This window comes from Streptomyces sp. WAC00040, assembly GCF_056835925.1.
Genome location: NZ_JAKQZE010000002.1, coordinates 600178 through 624063, shown reverse-complemented (window position 1 = coordinate 624063; position 23886 = coordinate 600178). Strand labels below are relative to the sequence as shown.

The window sequence follows — 23886 nt, the reverse complement described above, 5'->3', positions numbered from 1 at the left end:
GGTGGAAGGGTCGGCAGAGCATCCACCGCCCGTACCCAGGAAGGCCACCGCATGTCCGGTCAGTCCGATGTCGTCATCTGCGAACCGCTCCGCACCCCGATCGGCAGGTTCGGCGGCGGCCTGTCGAGCCTGCGCCCCGCGGCTCTCGCGGCGCACGTGATCGCGGAGGTGGTGCGGCGCACCGGCATCGCCCCCGACCGGGTCGACGAGGTGATCCTCGGTCACGCCTATCCCACGTCGGACGCCCCGGCGATCGGCCGGGTGGCCGCCCTGGACGCCGGGCTGCCGGTGTCCGTGACCGGGGTGCAGGTCGACCGCCGCTGCGGCTCGGGCCTTCAGGCGGTGCTGGACGCGGCCATGCAGATCCGGGCCGGCTTCAGCGACGTGGTGATCGCGGGCGGCGTCGAGGTGATGAGCGCGGCCCCGTACTACACCCACGACGGCCGCTGGGGCATCAAGGGCCCCGGCCTTCAGCTGCACGACTCCCTGGCACGCGGCAGGGTGACCGCGGGCGGCGTCAACCACCCGGTGCCCGGCGGCATGATCGAGACCGCGGAGAACCTCCGCCGCGAGTACGGGATCAGCAGGGAGGACCAGGACGCCCTCGCGCTGCGCTCCCAGCAGCGGGCCGGCCGGGCCATGGAGACCGGGCTGTTCGACGACGAGATCGTGCCCGTCCCCGTACGCGGCCGCAAGGGGGAGACGCTGGTCTCGGCGGACGAGCACCCGCGCCCGGACACCACGGCGGAGAAGCTCGCCTCGCTGCGGCCCCTCACCATCGGCTCCGACCCGCAGGCGACGGTCACGGCGGGCAACGCCAGCGGGCAGAACGACGCGGCGGCGGCCTGCCTGGTGACGAGCGCCGGTGCCGCGGAGCGGCTGGGCCTGACCCCGATGGTGCGCCTGGTGTCCTTCGCCCGGGCCGGGGTGCCCGCCGGGACGATGGGTATCGGCCCCGTACCGGCGACCCGGGCGGCGCTGGACCGGGCCGGGCTGAAGCTCGCCGACCTGGACCTGATCGAGCTGAACGAGGCCTTCGCCGCGCAGGTCCTGGCGTGCACCCGGGAACTCGGCCTGTCGGAGGCCGACCACGAGCGGATCAACGTGAAGGGATCCGGCATCTCGCTCGGCCACCCGGTGGGCGCGACCGGAGGCCGCATACTGGCGACCCTGGCACACGAGATGCGCCGCCGGGAAGCCCGCTACGGGCTGGAGACCATGTGCATCGGCGGCGGGCAGGGCCTGGCGGCCGTCTTCGAGCGCGTGACGGACTGACGCACGGAAGGGCACCACAGCGCCCACACGCATCGGCGGGGTCTCAACGCCGGACGGGCCGGACATGCCTGGCAGATCCGGCCCGTCCGGCGTTTGGGAACCGCGCGGAGCGTGGTACGGGTCCGGGCGGAGCCCGGTCTCGGGAAGGGGCGGGGGAAACATGCCCCGCGCGGCGGCGCGGCCCCCTGAGGCACGCCCCCGTCAGCCCGTCGCCGCCCTCTCCACCGCCGACGACACCCGCTCCCACGTCTCCATGTCCCGCTCCACCGCCTCCAGTTGCGTCCCCGAGCCCGCTCCCCAGTCCGCCGCCAGTGCCACCGGATCCGCTCCGGTCGCCGCCGCCGCGGCCAGCGCGGAGGCGCCGAGGGCGACGAGTTCGCCGTTGGCGGGGATCAGCAGGGGGCGGCCCGACAGACGGCGCACGGTCTCCACCCAGTGGCGGCCGTTCGCCCCACCGCCGACCAGCCGCAGGGGGCGCGCGGCGGTATCGGGATCCGCCGGGTCCTGGCCGCAGGCGCGCATGACCTCGTCGAGGGCGCGCAGCACGGTCACGGCCGCCCCTTCGTAGGCGGCGCCGAGGATCTGCTGGCGGGTCGTCGTGTGGCGCAGACCGGTCAGCATGCCGGACGCGCCCGGCAGGTCGGGCGTCCGTTCGCCGTCGAGGTACGGCAGCAGGACGACCTCGCCACCCGCTTCCGCCGCTTCCCGGTCCAGGCCCAGCAGGGACGCGACCTTGTCGACGGCGAGGGTGCAGTTCAGGGTGCACGCGAGCGGCAGGTACGTTCCGTCCGCCGCCGCGAACCCGGCGAGCACCGGTGACGCGGGGCGTGTGCGGCTCGCGGCGAACACGGTGCCCGACGTACCGAGGCTGAGGGCCGGGTGGTCGAGCAGTCCCGCTCCGCCGAGTCCGAGGCCGACGGCCGCGGCCATGTTGTCACCGGTTCCGGCGGCGACCGCGATCCCGGCGGGCAGGCCGAGCCGCTCCGCCGCGGTGGGCGTCAGCGGGCCGACGCGGGTGGCGCCGGTCGCCGCGACGGTCGGCAGGAGCGCCGGGTCGAGGCCGACGAGGTCCAGCAGTGCCGGGTCGTAGGCGCCGGTCGCGGTCGAGTACCAGCAGGTGCCGGAGGCGTCGCCGGGGTCGGTGGCGGCGACGCCGGAGAGGCGTTCAGTGAGGAAGTCGTGCGGGAGGCGCACCGCCGCCGCGGCGTCCGCGGCGGCGGGCTCGCTCTCGCGCAGCCACTGCCATTTGGCGGCCGTCATGGAGGCGACGGGGACGGAGCCCGTCCGGGCGGTCCACGCGTCGGAGCCGCCGAGTGCCTCGGTGAGGGCGGCGGCCTGCGGCGCGGAGCGAGTGTCGTTCCACAGCAGGGCGGGCCGCAACGGGGCGCCGGCGCGGTCGAGGACGACCAGTCCGTGCTGTTGTCCGGCGACCGCGATGCCGGTGACGGCGGCCGGTTCGATGCCGAGACCGGCCAGTTCCTTGAGGCCGGCGGCGACGGCGTGGGCGAGGGCCTGCCACCACACCTCGGGGTCGGTCTCCCGTGCGCCGTTCTCGCCGGTGACGTGGTGGGACGCCCTGCCGACGGCGAGGAGCCGCCCGGTGGTGACGTCGGTGAACGCCGCTTTCGTGGACTGTGTGGAGCTGTCCACCCCGATGACGACCGCGTTCGCCGGCATAGCCGCACCTCTCCCATGGGCCCGCGCGCGGCCATTTGGCCGAGCTGGAAACAAATTACGTCACGCGCCCGCGCTACAACAGTGCACGAGGGACTTCTGCAATCGGACATCGATGTGCATTATTAGTAAGGTCAGAAAACAAACAGTGATCCAAGGCGGACATGGCCATGACGGAACGCTTCACCCCCACCCCCGAGGACAAGTTCAGCTTCGGCCTCTGGACGGTCGGCTGGCAGGGCCGGGACCCGTTCGGGGACGCGACCCGGCCGCCCCTGGACCCTGCCGAGTCCGTCCGGCGGCTCGCCGATCTCGGCGCGTACGGTGTGACCTTCCACGACGACGACCTGATCCCCTTCGGGTCGAACGACAGCGAGCGCGAGGCGCACATCAAGCGCTTCCGTGAGGCGCTGAACGCCACCGGCCTCATCGTGCCGATGGCGACGACCAACCTCTTCACCCACCCGGTCTTCAAGGACGGCGGCTTCACCGCCAACGACCGCGACGTGCGCCGGTACGCGCTGCGCAAGACCATCCGCAACATCGACCTGGCCGTGGAGCTGGGCGCGCAGACGTATGTCGCCTGGGGCGGCCGGGAGGGCGCGGAGTCCGGTGCCGCCAAGGACGTGCGCGTCGCGCTCGACCGGATGAAGGAAGCCTTCGACCTGCTCGGCGAATACGTCACGGAGCAGGGCTACGACCTGCGCTTCGCCATCGAGCCCAAGCCGAACGAGCCCCGCGGCGACATCCTGCTCCCGACGGTCGGCCACGCGCTGGCGTTCATCGAGCGCCTGGAGCGCCCGGAGCTGTACGGCGTCAACCCGGAGGTCGGCCACGAGCAGATGGCGGGGCTCAACTTCCCGCACTCCATCGCGCAGGCGCTGTGGGCGGACAAGCTCTACCACATCGACCTGAACGGCCAGAGCGGCATCAAGTACGACCAGGATCTGCGCTTCGGCGCCGGTGACCTGCGGTCCGCGTTCTGGCTGGTCGACCTGCTGGAGACGGCCGGTTACGCGGGCCCGCGGCACTTCGACTTCAAGCCGCCGAGGACCGAGGACTTCGACGGCGTGTGGGAGTCGGCGGTGGGCTGCATGCGCAACTACCTGCTCCTCAAGGAGCGCGCCGCGGCCTTTCGCGCCGACCCCGACGTCCGTGAGGCACTGCGAGCCTCGCGCCTCGACGAGCTGGCGCGGCCGACGGCGGACGACGGGCTGGCGGCGCTGCTGGCCGATCGGACGGCGTTCGAGGACTACGACGTGGACGCCGCCGCCGAGCGCGGGATGGCGTTCGAGCGCCTCGACCAGCTGGCGATGGACCACCTGCTCGGCGCACGCTGAGCCGCACGCGCACACGGTGCCGTTCCGGATGATCCGGAGCGGCACCGGGCCGTTTCACAGATGTGCGTCGAAGGCCTGGAGCGGGTCGCGCACGAAGGGCGGCCTGGTGTGGAGCGCGATCTCCGCGAGCACCACACTGCCCAGCTCCATGCGGTGCGTCATGATCCGTGTCGCGTAGGCGTCGACCAGGCGCAGACCGCGCCCGCAGGGGACGTCGGCGTCGAGCGGTTCCTGCCGGCGGGTCACCCGGTGCTTCCAGCGGCCACCGTCCATGACCTCGACCGTCAGCGCGTCGCCCCGGACGCTGATCACCGTGGACACCCATGGGCTGCCGCTGTGCAGCACCACGTTGGTGACCAGTTCGGTGACGATGACGGACAGCGCCTCGTCGAAGTGCTCGGCCAGTCGCCATCGGCGTGCGACTGCCCTGGCGAAGCGCCGGAGTGCGCGTGCGGCCTCCGGCGTGGCGGGCATGGCGCAATGGGCCAGGCTTCGCAACGCCGAGGTGGGCCCGGCCCGCCCGGGGGCAGGGCTCGGTGCACGTTCCATGGCGATCACATGGGCTCCTGTTCGGTCGGGCGGCATCGCCCTGACTCAGGTCCAGCGGCCGGGGAGTCCTTCTCCAACCTGGCCGTCGAAAGCCACGCAGCTGTTCTGCGGCAACGCCAACACTCGTATTCGGACACCTCCCGTTCAATCAGGGACACTGAAACCCGTATACGTAAAGAATCGAAATGCCTTGGAATCTCCGAGGAGAGTGATTCGGTGGACACGTGGAGTGACGAGGCGGCCGGCCGGTGGCTGGAGCGCGTGCTCGCGGGGCCGTCCGCCGACGAGCCCGCGCTGCTGCTGGTCGACGGCCCGGCCGGGACCGGGAAGACGCGCCTCGCGTCGCGTCTGGTGAGCGCCGCCGCGGCCCGGTCCGTGCGCAGTGTGGTCGTCTCGTTCTCGTCGTCCGGAGCGGCCGTCGAGTGCCGGCCCCGGCAGAAGACGGCCGAGACGGCGGCGGGCAGCGTCCCGCTGCAACCGACCGCCCCCGCCGATCTGCCGGGCGCCCTGGCATCCCTCCTCGAACGGGGCGAGCGCTTCCTCCTCGTCGCGGAGGACGTCCACCGCGCCGACCGCCGGGCCCTCGAACTTCTGCGCGGGCTCCTCGACCGGCCACCGGACCGGCTCGCGGCGATCGTCACGTACCGCCCGGAGGAACTGCGCGAGCCCGGCCTCCCTCTGGGCAGGGGGGCCCACTTCCCCGCCTCCCTCGCCGTACTGCGCCTGCGGCTCGGCCCCCTTGACGCCCGGCAGGTCCGCGAGCTCGTCGAGCAGGGACTCGACCCCGGCCGCTGCCCCTCCGACCTGATCGTCCGCGTCCAGCAACGGTCCGGGGGCGTGCCGCAGGTCGTCGCCGACACGGTGCGGCTGCTGCGCGAGTCGGGCGACGGGCGGGAGCGCTACTCGGTCAGGGACCTGGAGGCAGTGGGCGTCCCGCCGCGTCTCGCCGACCTCGCCCTCGGCCGTACCGCGGCGCTCACGGACCGGGCCCGGCACCTCGCCTGGGCCGCCGCCGTGCTGGACGAGCCGGTGGAGGCGGACGAGCTGGCCGCGGTCGCCGGCGCGGACGACGGCGAGGGCACAGAGGCCCTGGTCGAGGCGCTGCGCGCGGGCGTGCTGCGGGAGGACACCGAGGGCCGTTACGGATTCTTCGTCCCGATGGCGGCGACAGCGGTCTACGGGCAGGTGCCGGGCCCCGTCCGCCGCGAGATGCACCGCAGGGCCGCCACGGCCCTCGGCCGCAGGCACCCGGTGCCGTGGGTGCCGCTGGCCCGCCACCGCCGGCACGGCGGTCAGACGAAGGCGTGGCTGCGGGCCGTGGAGCACGCGGCGCTCCAGTGCGCGGCCGACGGCGAGCACCAGGCCGCGATCGACATCCTCGAGCGGACGCTGTCCCGTCCGACGGTGCCGCCTGCCGCGCGGGCCCGGCTCGCGCCGCTGCTGGCGCACAGCGCCGTGCTGGGGCTGCGCAGCGACCAGACGGTGACGGTGCTGCGGCAGATCCTCGACGAGCAGTCCCTGCCGGCCGCCGTGCGGGGACAGATCCGGCTCGACCTCGGTCTGCTGCTGTGCAACCAGGCGGTCGCGGGCATGCAGGGCTGGCTGGAGCTCCAGCAGGCGGTGGAGGAACTCGAGGAGCGGCCGCTGATGGCGGCGAGGGCCATGGCGGCGCTGGCGATGCCGCTGCTGTCGACGGTGCCGCTGGAACGGAACCTGTACTGGCTGGAGCGCGCGGAGAAGGCCGGCGCGGACAGTGGCGACGAGGAGGCCCGTACCGCGGTCGCCGCCAACCGGGCGGGCACTCTCATGTACATCGGCGACCCGGCGGCCTGGCAGGTGCTCGAGCAGTTGCCGAGGGATACGGAGGACGCCGCCTGCCGCCAGCACGTCGCCCGCGGCCTGTGCAACGCGGCGGACGGCGCGCTCTGGCTGGGCCGGCTCGGACCCGCCCGCGGACTCCTCGCCGAGGGTGTGGACCTGGCGGCCCGCAGCGGAGCGACGTACGTCGAGCAGGGCGCCCGCGGCACCTCGCTGCTGCTGGACTGGGCCGAGGGCGACTGGTCGGAACTGACCGGCAGGGCCCGCGCGTTCGTGGCGGAGGCGGACACCATGCCGGGCCAGGGCGTCGACGGCCGTACCGTGCTGGGGCTGATGGCGATCTCCAGGGGCGAGTGGCAGCAGGCGACGGCGTGGCTCGCCGGCGACGGCTCGCGGGAGACGGACGGTTCCGCCGTACCGCACGTGGCGGCCGCCTCCGGCGCGCTGATCCGGATGGCCCTGGTCCGGGACGACGTCGGAACGGCGGTTGCCGAGGCGTCGATGGCCTGGGACCGGATCAGGGACAAGGGCGTGTGGGTGTGGGCGGCGGAGCTGGCGCCGTGGGCCGTCGACGCGACGCTGCGCGCGGGCCGGCGCGACACCGCGCAGGGAATGATCGACGAATACGAGGCGGGCCTCGACGGCCGCCAGGCACCCGCGTCGGCGGCGGCGCTGGACTGGTGCCGCGCGCTGCTCGCCGAGGCGGACGGCGACCCGCGGACCGCGGCCGAACGGTACCGCCGGGCGGCCCTCGAATACGCGGGCATGCCACGCCCGTACGCCACGGTTCTGGCCACCGAGGGGGCCGCGCGCTGCCAGTTGGCATCGGGTACGGACACGGCCGCCGTGGTGGCCGAACTGACCTCGTGCGTAGAGCAGTTGACCGAGCTCGGCGCGGTCTGGGACGCCGCCCGCATCCGGGCCGAGTTGCGGGCGCACCAGCCAGCCGACGAGCAGCGGCCGCGCGGCCGGCCGAGCTACGGCGACCGGCTCTCGCCGCGCGAGCAGGAGGTGGCGGACCTGGCGGCGACGGGCCTGACCAACCGGGAGATCGCGGCGACGCTGCATCTGTCGCCGCGTACGGTGGAGCAGCATGTCGCCAGGGCCCGGCGCAAGCTGGAGTCGCTGTCCAGGCAGAGTCTCTCCCGGACGCGCGCCCAGCGCCCCGAATGAGCCGGGGCGGCCGACGGCACAGCGGCGGGCGAGAGGGCCGCGTGGCACCCGGGCCCGGTCGATTCTTTGCGTATAGGTAGATGAGCGGGTCCCTATAGGCAGCACGGGTCAGGGGGCCCTAGTTTCCGTGTGTGCCCGGGACTGCCGGGAGGCCGACCGGCCACGCCGCAACCCCACATGCGGCCGTTGTCGGGACGCATGGGCTTCCCGGCCCCCGGGCACGACACGTCTCCCCTCGCGTACGGCGTACGCGCCCGGCCGCCCGCGGCTCACCTTCCGGCGCCGGTCACGCCACCAGCAGCACTCCCGCGTAGGACAGCCCCGCCACGACCAGCCACGCCGACAGGCCGAGTGCCGCGACGCGGCCGCCGGTGCGGGTCAGGGACGGCAGGTCGACTGCGCTGCCGAGCCCGAACAGGGCGGCGGCGAGCAGCAGTTCCTGCGCGACGTGCGCGGTCTCCAGCGCCGCCGAGGGCAGCAGCCCGGTGCTGCGCAGGGCCATGGCGGCGAGGAACCCCACGACGAAGAGCGGCACAAGAGGCGCCCCTCGCGCACCGCTCGCCCCCTTACTGGCCCTGTTCCCGCGGCGGGCGGCCAGCGCGACGACGGCGACGAGCGGGCCGAGCATCGCCACCCGCATCAGTTTCACGAGCACGGCCTCGCCCAGCGCGGCGTCCCCCGCGGTCTGCGCGGTGGCGACGACCTGGCCGACGTCGTGGACACTGGCGCCCGCCCAGCGGCCGAACTCGGCGGCACCGAGCCCCAACGGCCCCTGGAGGAGGGGAAGTACGGCGATCGCCAACGTCCCGCAGAGGGTGACCAGGGCGACGGCGGTGGCCGCGTCCCGTTCGTCGCTGTCCCGTACCTCCCCCACGGCGCCGATGGCCGACGCGCCGCAGACGGCGTAGCCGGTGGCGATGAGCAGCGGCTGGTCACCCGTCAGTCCCAGCCGCCGGCCGAGCCACCAGGTCCCGAGGAGCGTGGCCGTCACGACGCCGAGCACCATGGCGACGGTGCTCCAGCCGAGGCCCCGCACGTCGTCGAGGCCGAGCCGCAGGCCGAGGAGCACGATCCCGGCGCGCATCAGCCGTCGCCCCGCGTACGAGAGTCCCGGCCGGGCCGGTCCGCGTACGGTCGCCCGCAGCCGGGGCAGGTGCGCGGCGGCGACGCCGAGCACGACGGCGGCGGTGAGCATGGGTACGCCGGGCAGGATCCGGTGGACGGACCAGGCGAGCGCGACGCCGAGGGCCGCGAGCGTGAGCCCTCGCAGCCGGGTGCCTGCCGCGCGGACCCGGGAAGGTGCGGCGGGGCGGTCCCGAAGGAGCGCCATCAGCGGTCGGCCGGCAGGGCATAGACGCGGCGGACGCTGCTGCCGAGCCGGGATATGTCGGCGCCGTAGACGTGCAGGGACATCGCGGTGGAGGGGCCCGGGTTCCAGACCCGGTGGATGTCTCCGGGCGGGGCGAAACCGCAGAAGTCGCCCTGCTCGCCGACCACGTCGGCGGTGGCGACGAGCCGCGCGGTGCCGTCCGCGCGGGCGGCGGGCACGAGCCGGTAGCGCCGCTCGTGCTCCTGGCCCTCGTGCACGCCGGTGGTGCACCAGGAGACGTGGTCGTGCACGGAGGTCCCCTGTCCTGGCAGCCAGACGAGCGCGACGACGGAGAAGCTGCCGTCGTGCTCGGCGTGCAGGAGGTGCTGCCGGTAGCGGTCCGGGTCGCTCTGCCGCTGCTCCGGGGTGAGCAGGTCGTCGGCGCCCAGATGCGGCGCCAGGCGTTCGCCGACCAGGTACGCCGTCGGGTCGGGCGGCAGCCCTCGCCCGACCACCTCGCGCACGCCGGCTATGAGGGCGTCGAGACGTTCAGTGGTACGGGGGGCCGTGAATGCGCTCTGCGCGGTCGGAGCCGGAGTCATACCGACAAGCCTCGAACGGCGGAACCATTACGTCCAACGACTGTTTCTTCGGTTTCCCCAAGCACTGCTTATGCATGGGCCTTTGGGGAGCCTGCCCGGCTGCCGCCCGGTCAGCAGCCGGTCTTGTTCGCGGCGACCGTCCTCAGTTCCGCGAGGACGAGCGCGGTCGCGGGGATGCGCAGGTGCTCCTTCAGCACGTACGCCGAGATCTTGCGCCGTGAGGCGGGCTGGAGCGGGCGGCCGGCAACCTTGGCGTGGCGCATGAAGTTCAGTACGAGCGCCGGGATCATGGCGACGCCGAGCCCTTCCGCGACGAGGCTCTGCACGGCCAGGTTGTCGTCCGTCATGAAGGCGATGTCGGGGACGAAGCCCACCTCCGCGCACTCGTGCAGGAGGTTGGCGCGGCAGCGCAGGCAGCCGGCTATCCAGCGCTCCGCCGCCAGGTCGGTGAGCCGGACGATCCGCCGCCGGGCGAGGTGGTGGCCGCCGGGCAGCAGCACGGTCAGCTGGTCCTCGAGGAGCGGGATCTCCACCAGTTCCTCCGGCACCTCCTCGTGCAGCCCCGGGTAGGTGAACGCGAGCGAGATGTCGCACTCGCCCCGCGCCAGGCGCCGCAGCGACTCGGGCGGCTCGTTCTCCAGCAGGTCGACGCGGATGGCGGGGTGCGCGGCCGTGAGGCGGGCCAGCGTCTCGGGGACAAGGGTGGAGTTGGCGCTCGGGAAGGCGCAGAGGCGGACCCGCCCGGCGCGCAGCCGGGTCAGGGCGTTCACCTGCTCCTGCGCGGCCGACATCGAGTCGAGGATCGCCGTCGCGTGCCTGGACAGCGCCTCGCCCGCCTCGGTGAGCCGCATGCCCCGGCCGACCCGGACGAACAGCGGTGAGCCGACGTCGCGTTCGAGGGCCTTCATCTGCTGCGTGACGGCGGGCTGGGTGTAGCCGAGGGCACGCGCGGCGGCCGAGTACGATCCGGTCCTGACCACTTCGTGGAACGTCTTGATGTGCCGGGAATCGAACACCGGTGCATCATAAGCGGATTTTGGGGGCTCACGGCTCTCCGGCCGCCGGCCACGCGCCGGCTCTGCCCCTCAGGCGGTGACCCGGCGGGCTCCCGTCCCGTCCGCTCCCTCCGGCTACGGCTTGCGGGCCACCGCACCGTACAGCGAGATCACGGCGTTCTCGTCCACGCTCTCGCCCACGGCGAGCTCGGGGTGCCAATCGGTCAGCTGGACGATCCCGGGCTCCACCGGCTCCAGGCCGTCGAAGAAGCGGGCGATCTCGTCCCGGGTACGGGGCGCGAGGGTCACGCCGCCGGCCGCGTACATCGCCACGCCCCGCCCGACGGCGACCGGATCGAAGTCGGCGGTCAGCTGCGACAGTACGAGGTAGCTCCCGGACGGGAGGGCGTCCACCAGCCGGGCCACCAGGTCGTAGGGGCGGTCCTCGTCGCCGAGGAAGTGCGTCAGCGCCACCAGGGAGAGCGCCACGGGCCGCGTGAAGTCCAGGTTCTTCCGGGCCTGCGCCAGGATGCGCCCGGGTTCGCGCACATCGGCCTGCACATAGTCGGTGACACCCTGACGGCTGCTGCGCAGCAGCGCCTCCGCATGGGTCAGCACGATGGGGTCGTTGTCGGTGTAGACGATCCGGGCATCGGGGGCGATGCCCTGGGCCACCTGGTGCAGGTTGGGCTCGGTGGGGATGCCGGTACCGATGTCGAGGAACTGGCGAATCCCGGCCTCGCCGGCCAGCCAGCGGATGACGCGCTGCATGAACCAGCGATTGGTCCTGGCGACGTGCCGGGCCGTCCCGTCGACGCCCATGATCTGCCGGCCGAGCTCCTCGTCGACCGGGTAGTTGTCCTTGCCGCCGAGGAACCAGTCGTACACCCGGGCCGGGTGCGGCCTGCTGGTGTCGATGCGTAATGCGGCCGGCTCGGTCCCGGTCATGCGGGGCTCCCTCACTGCTCGACGCCCGTTCTTCCCGGTCACGGGACGATCGCACGATCTTCGCAGGACCTGCTACGGACGGCAAGCAACTCCCTTACCTGGGAAGCTGGTTGCGTCACAGATCCCGGCCGCGTTCCGCTTCGCGGCGAGCGGACCGGCTCCGCGGAGCACTCAGGCGACCGGACCACAGCGGCCGCTGCTCCTCCAACGCGTCCGTCCGGGTCACAGGAGGCCGTCCCGGAAGCCCTGCCGCCACGACGGATACCGCAGCTCCCAGCCGAGCTCCCGCTTGGCCTTGGCGTTGGAGAAGCCGCGCCCCTCGGTCATCATCGCCACCGCCACTTCCCCGGCCGGCAGCCGGGCCGGCCACCGGGGGACCCGCATCGGCGGCTTCGCGCCCACGCACTCCGCCAGGTGGGGCAGCCACTCGGCGGCCGGGGCCGGTTCGTCGTCGACGATGTCGAACACTCCCTTCGCCCGTTGCTCCACGGCCAGGACGGTGGCGCTCGCCGCGTCGTCGACATGCACCCACGAGCTGTGGCCGGTGCCGCCCCCGACGAGCGGGAACTGCCGCTTGCGTACGAGCTCGACCTGGGCGTCGGTGGCACCGGGCCCGTAGAACCCGCCGTACCGCAGGGCCGCGCCGCCGGCCTCGACGACCACGTCGTCGACGTACCGGATCGCCTCCATCCCCGGGCCCGCCGCCGTCCCCGTCATCGGGTCGAGCGGGTCCTCCTGCGTCTTCACCCGTCCGCCCTCGCGGATGCCGTTCCAGCCGGCGTAGCTCTGTGCGACCACGTGGGACACGCCGGCCTTCTCGGCGGCGGCCAGCAGATGGCCGTCACCTGGTGCCCCCTGGCCACGAGCTGCGGCACCAGCCGCCGCCCCAGGACCCCGGCCCCGCCTGCCACGAACACTCGCACGGTCATCACCCTTCCTGCTTCCGAAACGGGCTCTCGCACATGGAACGAGTGGGCCCGACAGGTCTGTGACATGGGACCGCGGCACCCGTGCCCAACCTGTACGGATCCAGTGGTCACGTCGGTACGCCCCAGTGATCACGTTCGTTACGGCGACCGGCTCCTTAGACTGATCAGCACCCCCCAAAAAACAGTGCATAACGATATATAACGATCCAGGACGCATCCTCTCCCTCGGGGAGCCGCTCCCGGGAGGCGAGCATGACCACCCGTCGCACCCCTTTGCCGGGCGTCGGCACCCAGTTCGACTTCAGCACGGAAAGCGGCCACCACGTCTCGGTCGTCGTGCACAACGACGGCCGCCGCTTCCTCGGCTTCTACGGCGCGGACGACCCCGACGCCTGCCTCCTCTCCGTACCGCTGGGGCCGGAGGAGGCCACGGCGCTGGCCCATCTCCTCGACGCCGAACCCATCGACGCCGTACGGACCGACGGCATCGACCTCGTCACCGAGCACATCCCCGTCGGAGCCCGGTCGCCCTACGTCGGGCGGCCGCTCGGTGACGCCCGCGCTTCGACAAGAACCGGCGCGTCGGTCGTCGCCGTGCTGCGACGGACGGGGGCGCATCCGTCCCCCGGCCCCGGCTTCCGGCTCGCCACGGGCGACACGCTCGTCGCGGTGGGCACCCGGGAGGGCGTCGACGCCCTCGCCGAGATCATCGCCGGAGGCTGACCGTGCACGACACGACGATGCTGCTGATCGAGCTCGGCGCGATCCTGCTCGGTCTGGGCCTGACCGGCCGCTTCGCGGGCCGCTTCGGTCTCTCCCCCGTACCCCTCTACCTCCTCGGCGGACTCGCCTTCGGCTCCGGCGGGCTGCTGCCGCTGAGCGCGAGCGGCGACTTCGTGGCCGTCGGCGCCGAAATCGGCGTCATCCTGCTCCTGCTCATGCTGGGCCTCGAGTACAGCGCGTCCGAACTGGTCGACAGCATGCGCACCCAGTACCCGTCCGGCGTCGTGGACTTCGTCCTCAACGCCCTGCCGGGGGCGGGCACGGCGCTGCTGCTCGGCTGGGGCCCGGTGGGTGCCGTCGCCCTGGGCGGCGTCACGTGGATCTCCTCGTCGGGAGTCATCGCCAAGGTCCTCGTCGACCTGGGCCGCCTGGGCAACCGCGAGACGCCGGTCATCATCGGCGTGCTCGTCATCGAGGACCTGTCGATGGCCCTCTACCTGCCGCTGCTCACCGCGCTGATCGCCGGTCTGGGCCTGGCAGGCGCGGGCATCGCGCTGCTGATCTCGCTCGGCACGGTCGGCCTCGTGCTCTACGTGGCCCTGCGCCACGGCCGGCTGGTCAGCCGGGCGGTGTCCTCCGACAACCCCGAGATGCTGCTGCTCGTCGTGCTCGGCCTCACCCTGCTGGTCGCGGGCATCGCCCAGGAGCTCCAGGTGTCCGCCGCGGTCGGTGCGTTCCTGGTCGGCATCGCCCTGTCGGGCGAGGTCGCGGAGGGGGCGCGCAAAATCATGGCGCCGCTGCGGGACCTTTTCGCGGCGGTGTTCTTCGTCTTCTTCGGCCTCTCGACCGACCCGAACGATATCCCGCCGGTCCTGCTCACCGCGCTCGCACTCGCCGCGGCCACCATGGTGACGAAGACGGCCACAGGCTGGTACGCGGCCCGCCGCGCGGCCATCGGCGCCCGCGGCCGCTGGCGTGCGGGCGGCACACTGGTGGCCCACGGCGAGTTCTCGATCGTGATCGCGGGCCTGGCGTCCGCGACCGAGCCGAGGATCGGCCCGCTGGCGGCGGCCTATGTCCTCATCCTCGTACTCATCGGCCCACTCACGACCCGCTGGACCGAACCCCTGGCCTCCTGGCTGCTCCGCCGCCCCCATACGGTGGGCGGCCCGACGCCCGACCGGCTCACGGACACTCCGGCCGAGCCGGCGGGGAACGCTCGGGCCGGCCCGGGAAGGAGCGCTGAGGCCGAGCCGGCGGCGGGTACTCCGGCGGACCTGGCGAAGGGCGCTCCGGCCGAGCCGGCGGCGGACACTCCGGCCGAGCCGGCGGGGGGCGCTCCGGCCGACGCGACGGGCCCTCCGGGCGAGCCTTCGGGCGCTCCGGCCGGCCCGGCAAGGAGCGCTTCGAACGACTCGGCGACCGACCCTTCGGGCGCTACCGCCGACCCCGCGAGGGGTTCGGAAGGGGGGTCGGCGGTAGCGCCCGAGGGGATCGCGCGCTGGAGGAGCGGGCGACGACGGAGGGACGACCGGTCCTGACGGAGCGCATGCCGGGTGTCGAAACCGGCGGACAATGCGGGTGCCTGGGGCCGCGAGGCGGTGCGGCCACCGGCCGCCGGACGGAAGCTGCGAGGCCGCTGACGCCGCCTACTCGTCGGGCGTAGGCCGGCGCGGACGCCAACGCGCGCGGGGGCGCCGGATGTCACGCACGAGGGTGTGGACCGCGCTCACGAAGACGAGGACGCCGAGCCCCACCCACAGCGCCGAGGCGCCCGCCCGGTATTCGACGACGGCGGCGATGAGCAGCATCGAGGCGGCGAAGACGCCGAGCGCGGAGATCAGGGTGCTGATGCGATGGGCCACCCGCCCATCCTCGCCGACGACGACGGCCGCCCCCCGACCGGGTCCGCACAGGGGAGCGCTGTCGGCCCGTGCCAACGGTGGTGGCGGTGGCCGGCCCGGCCGCCGGGAGGGGCGCGAGGCACTCGCCCCAGGGCGGGCGAGCGCGGGCGAGGGGCGTGCCCGGGCGGACGCACCGGGGCAAGCTGCCCGGTCCAGACGGACGCTTCGGGGGCGAGGCGGTCGTCCAGAGCGAGGCACCCGGGCCGGCCTCGGCCTGCGAACCCCCCGGCGCCGTCCGGCCCGGCCCGGACGCACACCCGGCAGGAGCGGTGCCGGTTCAGGCGGACGCCCCGGCCGCCTGAACCGGGTTCAACGCGGCGCAGAGCCAGTCGTGGGCAGCGCCGGGAGTCGGTTGCGACGGGTCGAACAGCTCGCCGGCGAGCTGCCAGTAGCGGTCGATCCGAGGGTCCGCCGCGAGCTGGCCGGCGAGCAGCCGGCGGAAGTCAGGTGTGTCGCGCGTACCGCACGAGCGGGCGTAGGCGGCGACGAAGCAGTCGAGCGCTTCACCCTCGTGCGGCGGCTGCCGGTCGAGCATGTGCCGCGCCGCGAGCCCGTACGCCTCGCCGAGACCCTCGTAAAGCACGGCCGGGCGGTACCCCGTGTCCGGCCGGTGCGCCGCGGGCCGGCAGTCCTCATTGCCGTGGCAGGGCCCTGAGACAAGGGCGTGCAGCCGCGCGAAGGCGAGGACCTGGCCCGGGGCCGGGTCGTCCGGTGGCTGTGGAACGGCCTGGTCGACGACCGCGGACGCCACTCGGGCCGGCAGCCGTGCGGGCAGCCAGCGCCGCCAGAAGCGCGCCAGCGCCGCCGTACTGGGCGGGGCGGTCACGGAACCGATCAGCCGCAGCCGGTCCACGCGTTCCTCGGGGGTGCAGTCCTGGAGCAGCCGCAGGGAGGCCTCCCGCCAGCGCAGGGCGGTCATCCGGGAGCCGATCGCCCGCAGTTGCCCCGCGACGACGTCCTCCAGCGCGTCCTCCTCGTCGAGGACCCTGCCGACGACGGGGACCGGCAGGTCGAGGGTGCGCAACGAGCGGATCAGGCGCAGCCGTTCGATCGCCTCCGGGCCGTAACGCCGGTGGCCCCCGCTGCTGCGAGCGGCTTCGGGCAGCAGTCCGCGGTCGGAGTAGAAGCGGACGGTCTTGACGGTCACGCCCGCGTGCTCCGCGAGCTCTCCGATGCTCCACATGCCGTCAGGCGACAAGGTTGAACCTCCCTCAGGGGGAGTTCCTACGGTACCGGCGAGCACGGACGGCCCGACCGGCCGGTCGTGCGGACCACGTATACGAGGAGACGTGATGACGGTTTTCATCCTGGTGTCGGACGCCTTCACCGGCGGCTGGATCTGGCGCGACGTGGCCGCGACACTCCGTGAGTCGGGCGCCGAGGTGCATCCCGTGACACTCACGGGAATGGGCGACCGCCGCCACTTGGCGGGCCCCGACACGGACCTGGAGACGCACATCCAGGACCTGGTGCAGCTGATCGACCATCTGGAGCCCGCTCCGGCAAAACCGGCGGCACCGGACGTCGTGTTGGTCGGCCACGGTTACGGCATCCACCCTGTACTGGGCGCCGCCGACCGCCGCTCGGGGCGCGTCGCCCGGATCGTCCACCTGGACGCGGGCATGCCGCAGGACGGCGACGCCGCCCTCGCGCTGGTTCCCGACCAGACGGTCCACCAACTGCTGGCGGACACCACGCATGAAACGGGGACGACGGCAGAAGGAGCGGCCGTGGCAGGGCAGGCGGCGGAGGACGGGCTGATCCCACCGCCTCCGGCCGACGAATGGCAGCGATGGGGCAGCACCGACGGAGTCCCGGCCGAAGCGCTGGCGCGGCTGACCCGGCTCGCCGCCCCGCAGCCGAAGGGCACGCTCACCCGGCCCCTGCGGCTCTCGGGCGCGCTGTCCGGCGTGCCGACGACGGGCGTCCTGTGCGTCGCCAACGGCTCGAGCATCGCCATGGTCGAGGGCCTGGTCGGCCTGGGCGACCCCCGCCTCCAGGTGCTCACCGACCCCCGGGTGACCTTCTTCGAACTCGGCACCGGGCACTGGCCGATGCTCTCCACGCCGGGCGAGCTGGCCGAGGTGCTGCGCCGGGCCGCCGCGGGAGAGGGCCACCGGATCTCCCCGTCCGTGAGCGAGCAGCCCGGGCATCTGCGGCCGTTCCTCCTCGAAGTACCGGAGCAGCACCGCGAGCGCACGGGACGGGTGGACCTCTACCTCCCCGACACCGACGAGCCCCGCCCCGCGGTGGTCTTCGTCCACGGCGGCCCTGTCTCCGCCGAGGTACGCCCCACCCCGCGGGACTGGCCCGGTTTCGTGGGCTACGCCTCGTACGTGGCGTCGCTGGGTGCGGTGGGCGTGACGCTGGACCACCGGCTGCACGACCTCACCGACTACGGGCGTGCCGCGGAGGACGTCGCGGAAGCGGTGGGGCTCGTACGGGCGGATCCGCGCGTCGACGGGGATCGGGTGGCGTTGTGGTTCTTCTCCGGCGGCGGGCTCCTGTCGGCGGACTGGCTCGCGGCGCCCCCGGCGTGGCTGCGCTGCGTCACGGCGACGTATCCGGTGCTCGCGCCCTTGCCGCAGTGGCCGCTCACCGACTCCCGGTTCCGCCCGGCGGCCATGGTGCGCAAGGCGGGCCGACTGCCGGTCGTACTGACCCGGGTGGGACTGGAACGGCCCGAGATCGCGGCGACGGTCGAGGAATTCCTGACCGCCGCCGAGGACTGCGAGGCCACTGTCGAGATCGTCGACGTGCCGCAGGGCCATCACGGCTTCGAGACGATCGACCACACGGACGAGGCACGGGAGGCGGTGGCCCGGGCGGTGCGGTCGGTGCTGGGGCATCTGCGGCGCTGAGGTGCGCGGGGTCTGCCGGCCGCCGGAGAGCGCGCCGCAGCATGGGGTCAAAGACCCCCTGGCGCGGTCCCCCGGCCGGCCGGGGGTCTCCCCGAGGTCTCTTCGTTCGCGGGACCCGTCACGGCAGCGTGTATCTCACGGACTCTGCGGAGCCAGGGCGAAATCCGACCGGATCCGCCCGATCGCCGACCGCGGCTCCCTGTCGCCTGCGCCCCGGACCGCGTCGACCACTGGGTGGCGATCGCCGGCCGCTCCTGCCTTGGGGATCAGGGCGCGGGGTCAATCCCGGGGGAGCAACGTCCCGAGGGGGCCCAGGTCGAGGTTGAGGTCCTCGGGCGACAGCCCATGGTGGTCGCGGAGTTCGGCCATCCGTTCGTCCAGCAGCATCAGAGTCCGGCCGATGCGCTCCACCTGGTCGTCGGTGAGGTCCCCCTCGTCGATGCGGCGGATCGCCTGCCGTTCCATCAGTTGCCGCAGCAGTTCGACCACGGTCAGCACGAGTGCGACGAGGTCGCGTCCGACAGTGTCGGCGTCGAGGTCGACCCGGTCCGCCGTCACAGTGGTCCACCGTCCCCCCATGGCGCGGGGACGCGCTCGTTGACCGAGGACAGCAGCGCGTGCAGGGAGACTCGCACCAAGGGCACCTCGGCGATGGCGATCACCAGGTCGCCGCTGACGACCACACCGGTGCCCAGGACCCGGTCCAGCAGGTCCACCAGGGGCACGCCGAGCGGGCCGCCCTCCTCCCAGGCGCCGTCCCACGGGACGGTCTCAGCCGTCGAGGTCATCGGTGTCGCCCCCGTCCACAAAGGAGTAGGGCACCCAAGGCCCGGAGGCCTCGATCCGGACGCCATCCGCCTCCGCCTCCTGCCGCAGCCGCCCGAGGGCCGCGGCCAGTTCCTCTTCGCGGCCCGCCGCCACCAGGTAGGCGGCGTTGAGCACCTGGGTACGGCGGTCTTTGCCCGGGCCCGGGCCGTACAGGCGCAGCCGGCGGGCGGCCACCGCGAGGTCCCGCATGGCGGTGTCCACCTTCTCGGCGGCGCGCAGTGCGGTCTCCTGCCGGTGGTCGCGCGCCTGCTTCCGGCTGCGCACCCGCTCGAGGTAGGCGAGGCCGGCACCGGGACCGTCCAAAGAGGGGGCGTTGGGGGCCGTGGCCGGGGTGGTAGCTCCCGGACGCCCGGCCGGTGCGTCGGGGAGCACCGGTACGGCGTACGCCTTCACGCTCCACTCGACGCGGCCCTCGATGCGGTCCAGCGCGGCGTGCAGGCGCCGCTCGCGCTTCCCGAGCGCGGTGCGCGCGCGTTCGTCGCCGAGGTAGAGGGTGGCCAGCGGCAGGGGGACGGTAGGGGCGCAGCGCGCCGTCGCGGAGACCACGGCGTGGTGCGTCCGGGCGCAGCGCTCGAGTTCCGCGCCGTCGGAGAGCCGTTCCCGCACGGCCTCCTCGGAGAACCTGTCGGCCGGCACGTCCTGCACCACGGCGGTGAAGGAGCCGACGGGCAGCAGGCGGACGTGTCCGCCCTCCGTGTGGCCCGCCAGGCCTTCGAGGGCGGCGAGGTCGCCGCCGCGGCAGACGGCGAAGACGTAGGTGGCGGTGGAGACGTCGGTCGTGCAAGGGGCCGCCGTCATCGGGTGCTCCTCATGTGGAAGGTCCCGGGCTCGCCCGGGGAAGGGGAGGGGAAGTGACGGGTGCGAGGGCGGGGGTCACGTGCCGGCCGGTTCCCCGGCCACGCCCGCCCCCGCTGTCGGGGGGTCACCGCTCTCCAGCGCTTCGAGCCGTTCGCGCAGCCGCTGGTTCTCCTCGGCCAGCGCATCGCGGGCGGCACGTGAGGAGAGCGCCGGGTCGGTCTCCCACCAGTCGATGCCGGCCTTCCTGGCGGTGTCGACCGAGGCGATGAACAGCCGCAGACGGATGGTCAGCAGTTCGATGTCGAGAAGGTCGATCTTGATGTCGCCGGCGATGACGATGCCCTTGTCGAGAACGCGTTCGAGAATGTCGGCGAGATTCGCTGTGCGCGGCCCGTAGGGGGCCGCCGTCGAAGCGGGTGCGTCCCAGGACGCGGTGTTCCGGGCCCCCGTCGCTGCGAGCGCCGTCCCGGTGCTGTCGTTCATCGGTGCGCTCCTGGTGTCGGTTCGGTGGCGGCGGGCGGTGCGCGGAACATCCGGTGCTCGAGCAGATCGAGCAGCCGTTCCTCCTCGCGTTCGAACTCCTCGATGTCGATCTCCCCGCCCTCCAGCGCCTCGTTCAGGGCCGCGAGCCGCGCCCGCAGGACCAACGGGTCGTACAGCTCGTGCTCCGCCGCGTCGTTGATGCGCTCGGCAAGCCAGGCGACGCCCCTGACGGGTGCGAGCGGCAACAGGAGGATCCCGGTCAGCAGGCCCATGCCGCTCAGGCCCCGACCGGTGCGTGCTCGGGGCCGACGAAGCTGTAGCAGGGCATCGGCCCCGTCAGCTTCAGCTCGGCGCGGCCTCGGTGGCCGGCGGCCAGGCGCGAGACGGCGGCCGTGAACCGGTCGTGACCGGAACCGTCGACCAGGAAGGATGTGTTGAGGACGCATCCGGCCACCTCCGGCCCCGCGGCGGTGCCGTCGGCGAGTGCGGAGAGTTCGCGGAGCAGATGTGCCGCCGCTTCCCGGGCCCGGCGTTCCAGGCCCGCCGTCACCGCCTCGCCCAGGCGCAGGTTCGCCTCGTAGCCGGGGCGGCGGCGCGCCTCGTCGCGCAGCCGCCGTACGTGCGCGTCGTCCCTGAGGAGGTCGGCCAGCCCGTCCTCCTGGGCCGGCAGCACCTTGAGGTTCATCTCCACGCGGCCGTCGATGCGGTCCAGGCAGGTCAGGTGGTGGCGCTCGGTCGCGGCCAGCCGCTCCACAAGAACGTCCTCGCCGCCGCACACGGTGCCGAAGCGCATGGGCACAACCGCGCCGTGCGCGGCGAGGGAGGTGAGGAGGTCCTGATGGGCCATCAGGTCGCGTCTGCGGGCGCGCAGTCCCTCGGGCACGTCGCTGACCACGGCCGCCAGTCGGCCCGCGGGGAGGCCGCGCACCGCAGCGGGCGGCGAACCGACGCCGACGACTCCGGACGGGAGCCGGTGACCGGCGCGGACGATGCCGTAGACGTACAGGTCCCGTGCGATCACAGATCAGTCCTCCTCGGCGCGCCGGGCCGTGCGCGGGCGGCTGCCGCGGGTCCTGGTGGCGGTCCGCCGCCGCGGGCGGGGCTCCTCCTCGAGGGCCTGCTCCTCCGCCAGGGCCTCGTCCTCCGCCGGTGCTTCCTCCTCCGGCTCCACGTCCTCGTCGCCGTCCCGGGCCCCGACGGCCCTCCTGACCTTCTCGCCCATCGACCTGACGGCCTTCCCCGCCGCCTTCTTGCCGACCGCTCTGGTCACGGCCCCGCCGCCGAAGAGCTCGGGCACGGTCTTGCTGCGGGTGTCGGTCTCCAGGTCCAGGCGGTTGCAGGCCTCGGCGAAGCGGAGGTAGGTGTCGACGCTGGCGATGACGATGCGCACGTCGACCTTGAGGATCTCGATGCCGACCAGGGAGACGCGGGCGAAGATGTCGATCACCATGCCGCGGTCGAGGATGATCTCGATGACGTCGTACAGAGTGCCCGCGCGGGGCACACACGCGACCTGCTCGGTGTAAGTGGTGGTCATGGCGGGCCGTCCTTTCGGGTACCGCTGCGCGGTGGTCGGCTGCGCGGTGGCTTCAGTCGTCGGCCGCACCGCGCCGGTAGCGGCGGACCCTGCGGTAGCGCAGGAGCTCGCCGTCCCGGTCGAGTTCCACCTCGTACGTGGCGAGCAGGCTCGTGGTGTCGGGAATGCGCGGCACCTCCAGCACATCGACGTCGACGTGCCAGCCGTCCTCGGAACGGCTGATGGCGGACACTCCCTCCGCCGGGTGACCGGTGAGTCCGGTGATGCACCGACAGGCCCGGCCGGCGGCCTCCTCGGGTCCCTCCACCGGCGGAGGGGAGGAGACAGCGGTCGCGGCGCGGCCGCGGCGTTCACGTTGCTCTGCCATGGGCAACAGTGTGTTCACCCCGAGCCGCGGACTGCGCGTACTGATGGGCCGGACGGGCCACCTGCGCGATGGGCCGGTGCTCCCGCGGAGGCCTGCACGGTGGGCCGTTGCCGCCCCGCGGGCGGCCTGCGCGGTGGCCTGTGTCGCCACGCGGTCGGCGTGCTTCACCGCCCAGGGGGCGGGAAGCGACGAGGTGCGGGCGGCGCTGCGCTCGGTGTCCACCGCACTGCAGGCGCGTCCGGGGCGCGCACGACATGAGCCGTGTTGGGTGCCGCGCTTGTGCGCAAGCGCTGCCGCTGGATCCGGGAGAGCCGAGGGGCCGCGCTGCTCGACGGCCTGGCGCGCGGCCCGGTTGGCGGGACCGTATCCGGACTTGGGGACCGGTGTGACCGGGTCGACGCCTCTTGACGGTCCCGCTGATGGGGCGAGCGATGACTCCTTGTCGCTGTGGCAGTCCTTCTTCTGACCGCACACACGAGAAGGTGGCCCGATGACCGATCTGCACAACGTCCTGAGTGAACACGTCGACACCGAGTCGCTCCCCGGCGCGGTGGCCATGGTCGCGCGGGGCGATCAGGTGGACGTACAGGCCGTGGGCCACGTCGATGCCGAGCGCACAGCTCCGATGGCCAGGGACACGATCTTCCGTATCGCCTCGATCACCAAGCCCGTCGTGGCCGCTGCGGTCATGATGCTCGTCGAGGACGGCAGGATCGCGCTGGACGACCCGGTCGGGACCTGGCTGCCGGAGCTTGCCTCCCCCATGGTCGTCCGCACGCCGGACAGTCCGGTCGACGACGTGGTTCCGGCGGAGCGGCCGATCACCGTGTTCGACCTGCTGGTCTCGCGCGCCGGGTACGGCTTCCCGTCCGACTTCTCACTGCCGGCGGTCGAACCGCTGGTCAGTGAGCTGAAGCAGGGTCCGCCGCAGCCGCGGGCCGTCCCTCCGACGGATGAGTGGATGGCCGCGCTGTCCCGGATTCCGATGCTCTACCAGCCGGGCGAGGCCTGGCTGTACAACATCTGCTCCGACATCCAGGGCGTACTGATCGCGAGGGTCTCGGGCAGTTCGCTGCCGGACTTCCTGGCGGAACGGCTCTTCGAGCCGCTGGGCATGGCCGACACCGCGTTCGCGGTACCGCCGGCCAAGCGCGACCGCTTCACCAGCTATTACCGGGTGGATCCCATGGGCGCCCTCGAGTTGGCCGACACACCGGACGGCCAGTGGAGCACGCCGCCCGCGTTCCCGTCCGGCGCGGGCGGTCTGGTCTCGACGGTCGACGACTACCACTCCTTCGCCCGCATGCTCCTCGACCAGGGCGCGACGGCATCCGGCGACCGCCTGCTCACAGCCGAGTCCGTGGGGCGGATGACCACCAACTACCTGACCGTGTCCCAGCGCAAGGCCGGTGGCCTGTTCCTGGAGGGCATGGGCTGGGGCTTCGGCGGGGCGGTCGACGTGGAGCCGGTCGAACCGTGGAGCGTCCCGGGCCGCTACGGCTGGGTCGGCGGCACTGGCACGGCCGCCCATGTCATCCCGTCCACGGGCACCGTCACGATCCTTCTCACCCAGCTGCAGATGTCCGGCCCGACGTTCCCTGAGCCGATGCGGGACTTCTGGACGTACGCGGCGGGAGTGTGATCGGTCGCGGGCGCTGAACGTGAAACTCTCAAGCCTGCGATGGTGCCGCGCCAGGTGTTCGGCACGGAAATGTCACCTTGCCGTACAGCGAAGCCCAGAACACCACGATTCGGCCACCTCTTGCGCACTCA

23 protein-coding genes and 1 pseudogene are annotated in these 23886 nt (G+C 73.3%); 7 read left to right on the top strand and 17 right to left on the bottom strand.

The window, feature by feature from the left end; genetic code table 11:
• The first annotated feature begins 51 nt into the window (after positions 1–51).
• The gene (locus MDN94_RS22175; RefSeq protein ID WP_482727627.1) at positions 52–1275 is read left to right on the top strand and encodes an acetyl-CoA C-acetyltransferase; all 1224 of its coding nucleotides are present in this window, start codon (positions 52–54) and stop codon (positions 1273–1275) included.
• A 201-nt stretch (positions 1276–1476) separates the two neighbouring features.
• Here MDN94_RS22175 and xylB read toward each other — a convergent pair whose 3' ends face one another.
• On the bottom strand, positions 1477–2952 hold the full coding sequence (xylB, locus tag MDN94_RS22170; protein WP_482727626.1) for a xylulokinase: 1476 nt from the start codon (positions 2950–2952) through the stop codon (positions 1477–1479).
• A gap of 167 nt (positions 2953–3119) precedes the next feature.
• Between xylB and xylA the strand changes: the two genes are divergently transcribed.
• On the top strand, positions 3120–4289 hold the full coding sequence (gene xylA / locus MDN94_RS22165; protein WP_482727625.1) for a xylose isomerase: 1170 nt from the start codon (positions 3120–3122) through the stop codon (positions 4287–4289).
• A 54-nt stretch (positions 4290–4343) separates the two neighbouring features.
• On the opposite strand, the gene MDN94_RS22160 is transcribed toward xylA, so the two are convergent.
• A complete protein-coding gene (locus MDN94_RS22160) occupies positions 4344–4763 on the bottom strand; it encodes an ATP-binding protein (protein ID WP_482727624.1) in 420 nt (139 codons plus the stop codon).
• Between the two features lie 291 nt (positions 4764–5054).
• Here MDN94_RS22160 and MDN94_RS22155 point away from each other — a divergent pair, with 291 nt between their 5' ends.
• Positions 5055–7829, top strand: a complete 2775-nt coding sequence (locus MDN94_RS22155) for a LuxR C-terminal-related transcriptional regulator (RefSeq protein ID WP_482727623.1) — start codon at positions 5055–5057, stop codon at positions 7827–7829.
• 286 nt (positions 7830–8115) lie between these two features.
• Here MDN94_RS22155 and MDN94_RS22150 read toward each other — a convergent pair whose 3' ends face one another.
• The 5 genes from MDN94_RS22150 to MDN94_RS22130 all read right to left on the bottom strand — a co-directional run bounded on the left by MDN94_RS22150 (position 8116) and on the right by MDN94_RS22130 (position 12490).
• On the bottom strand, positions 8116–9159 hold the full coding sequence (locus MDN94_RS22150; protein ID WP_482727622.1) for a YeiH family protein: 1044 nt from the start codon (positions 9157–9159) through the stop codon (positions 8116–8118).
• Positions 9159–9740, bottom strand: coding sequence for a cysteine dioxygenase family protein (locus MDN94_RS22145; protein WP_482727621.1), 582 nt, complete (start codon positions 9738–9740; stop codon positions 9159–9161). The genes MDN94_RS22150 and MDN94_RS22145 overlap by 1 nt, the downstream gene beginning before the upstream one ends.
• Positions 9741–9850: 110 nt before the next feature.
• The gene (locus tag MDN94_RS22140; RefSeq protein ID WP_482727620.1) at positions 9851–10756 is read right to left on the bottom strand and encodes a LysR substrate-binding domain-containing protein; all 906 of its coding nucleotides are present in this window, start codon (positions 10754–10756) and stop codon (positions 9851–9853) included.
• 114 nt (positions 10757–10870) lie between these two features.
• Positions 10871–11683, bottom strand: coding sequence for an SAM-dependent methyltransferase (locus MDN94_RS22135; protein ID WP_482727619.1), 813 nt, complete (start codon positions 11681–11683; stop codon positions 10871–10873).
• A 222-nt stretch (positions 11684–11905) separates the two neighbouring features.
• On the bottom strand, positions 11906–12490 hold the full coding sequence (locus MDN94_RS22130) for an NAD-dependent epimerase/dehydratase family protein (RefSeq protein ID WP_482727618.1): 585 nt from the start codon (positions 12488–12490) through the stop codon (positions 11906–11908).
• 374 nt (positions 12491–12864) lie between these two features.
• Between MDN94_RS22130 and MDN94_RS22125 the strand changes: the two genes are divergently transcribed.
• Together MDN94_RS22125 and MDN94_RS22120 are read left to right on the top strand one after the other, a co-directional pair.
• Complete coding sequence (locus MDN94_RS22125; protein WP_482727617.1) at positions 12865–13335, top strand: cation:proton antiporter regulatory subunit; 471 nt, start codon at positions 12865–12867, stop codon at positions 13333–13335.
• 2 nt (positions 13336–13337) lie between these two features.
• Positions 13338–14471, top strand: a pseudogene (locus MDN94_RS22120) (cation:proton antiporter); the annotation flags it as partial.
• Between the two features lie 513 nt (positions 14472–14984).
• Here MDN94_RS22120 and MDN94_RS22115 read toward each other — a convergent pair.
• Both MDN94_RS22115 and MDN94_RS22110 read right to left on the bottom strand, forming a co-directional pair.
• Positions 14985–15200 carry a hypothetical protein gene (locus MDN94_RS22115; protein ID WP_482727616.1) on the bottom strand — a complete coding sequence of 72 codons (216 nt, stop codon included), beginning with the start codon at positions 15198–15200 and terminating at the stop codon, positions 14985–14987.
• 316 nt (positions 15201–15516) lie between these two features.
• Complete coding sequence (locus MDN94_RS22110; protein WP_482727615.1) at positions 15517–16422, bottom strand: helix-turn-helix domain-containing protein; 906 nt, start codon at positions 16420–16422, stop codon at positions 15517–15519.
• 109 nt (positions 16423–16531) lie between these two features.
• On the opposite strand from MDN94_RS22110, the gene MDN94_RS22105 reads away from it, so the two are divergent.
• Positions 16532–18100: an alpha/beta hydrolase gene (locus tag MDN94_RS22105; RefSeq protein WP_482727614.1), complete on the top strand. Its 1569-nt coding sequence runs from the start codon at positions 16532–16534 to the stop codon at positions 18098–18100.
• 279 nt (positions 18101–18379) lie between these two features.
• Here MDN94_RS22105 and MDN94_RS22100 read toward each other — a convergent pair whose 3' ends face one another.
• The 8 genes from MDN94_RS22100 to MDN94_RS22065 form a co-directional block, all read right to left on the bottom strand.
• Positions 18380–18679: a gas vesicle protein K gene (locus MDN94_RS22100; RefSeq protein WP_482727613.1), complete on the bottom strand. Its 300-nt coding sequence runs from the start codon at positions 18677–18679 to the stop codon at positions 18380–18382.
• Complete coding sequence (locus MDN94_RS22095; RefSeq protein WP_453459651.1) at positions 18655–18888, bottom strand: gas vesicle protein; 234 nt, start codon at positions 18886–18888, stop codon at positions 18655–18657. Before MDN94_RS22095 ends, MDN94_RS22100 begins: the two co-directional genes overlap by 25 nt.
• Positions 18872–19726, bottom strand: coding sequence for a GvpL/GvpF family gas vesicle protein (locus tag MDN94_RS22090; RefSeq protein WP_482727612.1), 855 nt, complete (start codon positions 19724–19726; stop codon positions 18872–18874). The genes MDN94_RS22095 and MDN94_RS22090 overlap by 17 nt, the downstream gene beginning before the upstream one ends.
• A 75-nt stretch (positions 19727–19801) precedes the next feature.
• Positions 19802–20209: a gas vesicle protein gene (locus MDN94_RS22085; RefSeq protein WP_482727611.1), complete on the bottom strand. Its 408-nt coding sequence runs from the start codon at positions 20207–20209 to the stop codon at positions 19802–19804.
• Positions 20206–20481 (bottom strand): gas vesicle protein GvpG, encoded by a 276-nt coding sequence (locus MDN94_RS22080; RefSeq protein ID WP_482727610.1) that lies wholly within the window; start codon positions 20479–20481, stop codon positions 20206–20208. Before MDN94_RS22080 ends, MDN94_RS22085 begins: the two co-directional genes overlap by 4 nt.
• Positions 20482–20486: 5 nt before the next feature.
• Positions 20487–21230, bottom strand: coding sequence for a GvpL/GvpF family gas vesicle protein (locus MDN94_RS22075; protein WP_482727609.1), 744 nt, complete (start codon positions 21228–21230; stop codon positions 20487–20489).
• Between the two features lie 3 nt (positions 21231–21233).
• Positions 21234–21746: a gas vesicle protein GvpJ gene (gene gvpJ, locus MDN94_RS22070; RefSeq protein ID WP_482727608.1), complete on the bottom strand. Its 513-nt coding sequence runs from the start codon at positions 21744–21746 to the stop codon at positions 21234–21236.
• 52 nt (positions 21747–21798) lie between these two features.
• Entirely contained in the window at positions 21799–22113 is a 315-nt protein-coding gene (locus tag MDN94_RS22065; protein ID WP_482727607.1) for a gas vesicle protein GvpO, read from the bottom strand.
• Positions 22114–22603: 490 nt separating this feature from the next.
• Between MDN94_RS22065 and MDN94_RS22060 the strand changes: the two genes are divergently transcribed.
• Positions 22604–23755: a serine hydrolase domain-containing protein gene (locus MDN94_RS22060; protein WP_482727606.1), complete on the top strand. Its 1152-nt coding sequence runs from the start codon at positions 22604–22606 to the stop codon at positions 23753–23755.
• The last annotated feature ends 131 nt before the right edge of the window (positions 23756–23886 follow it).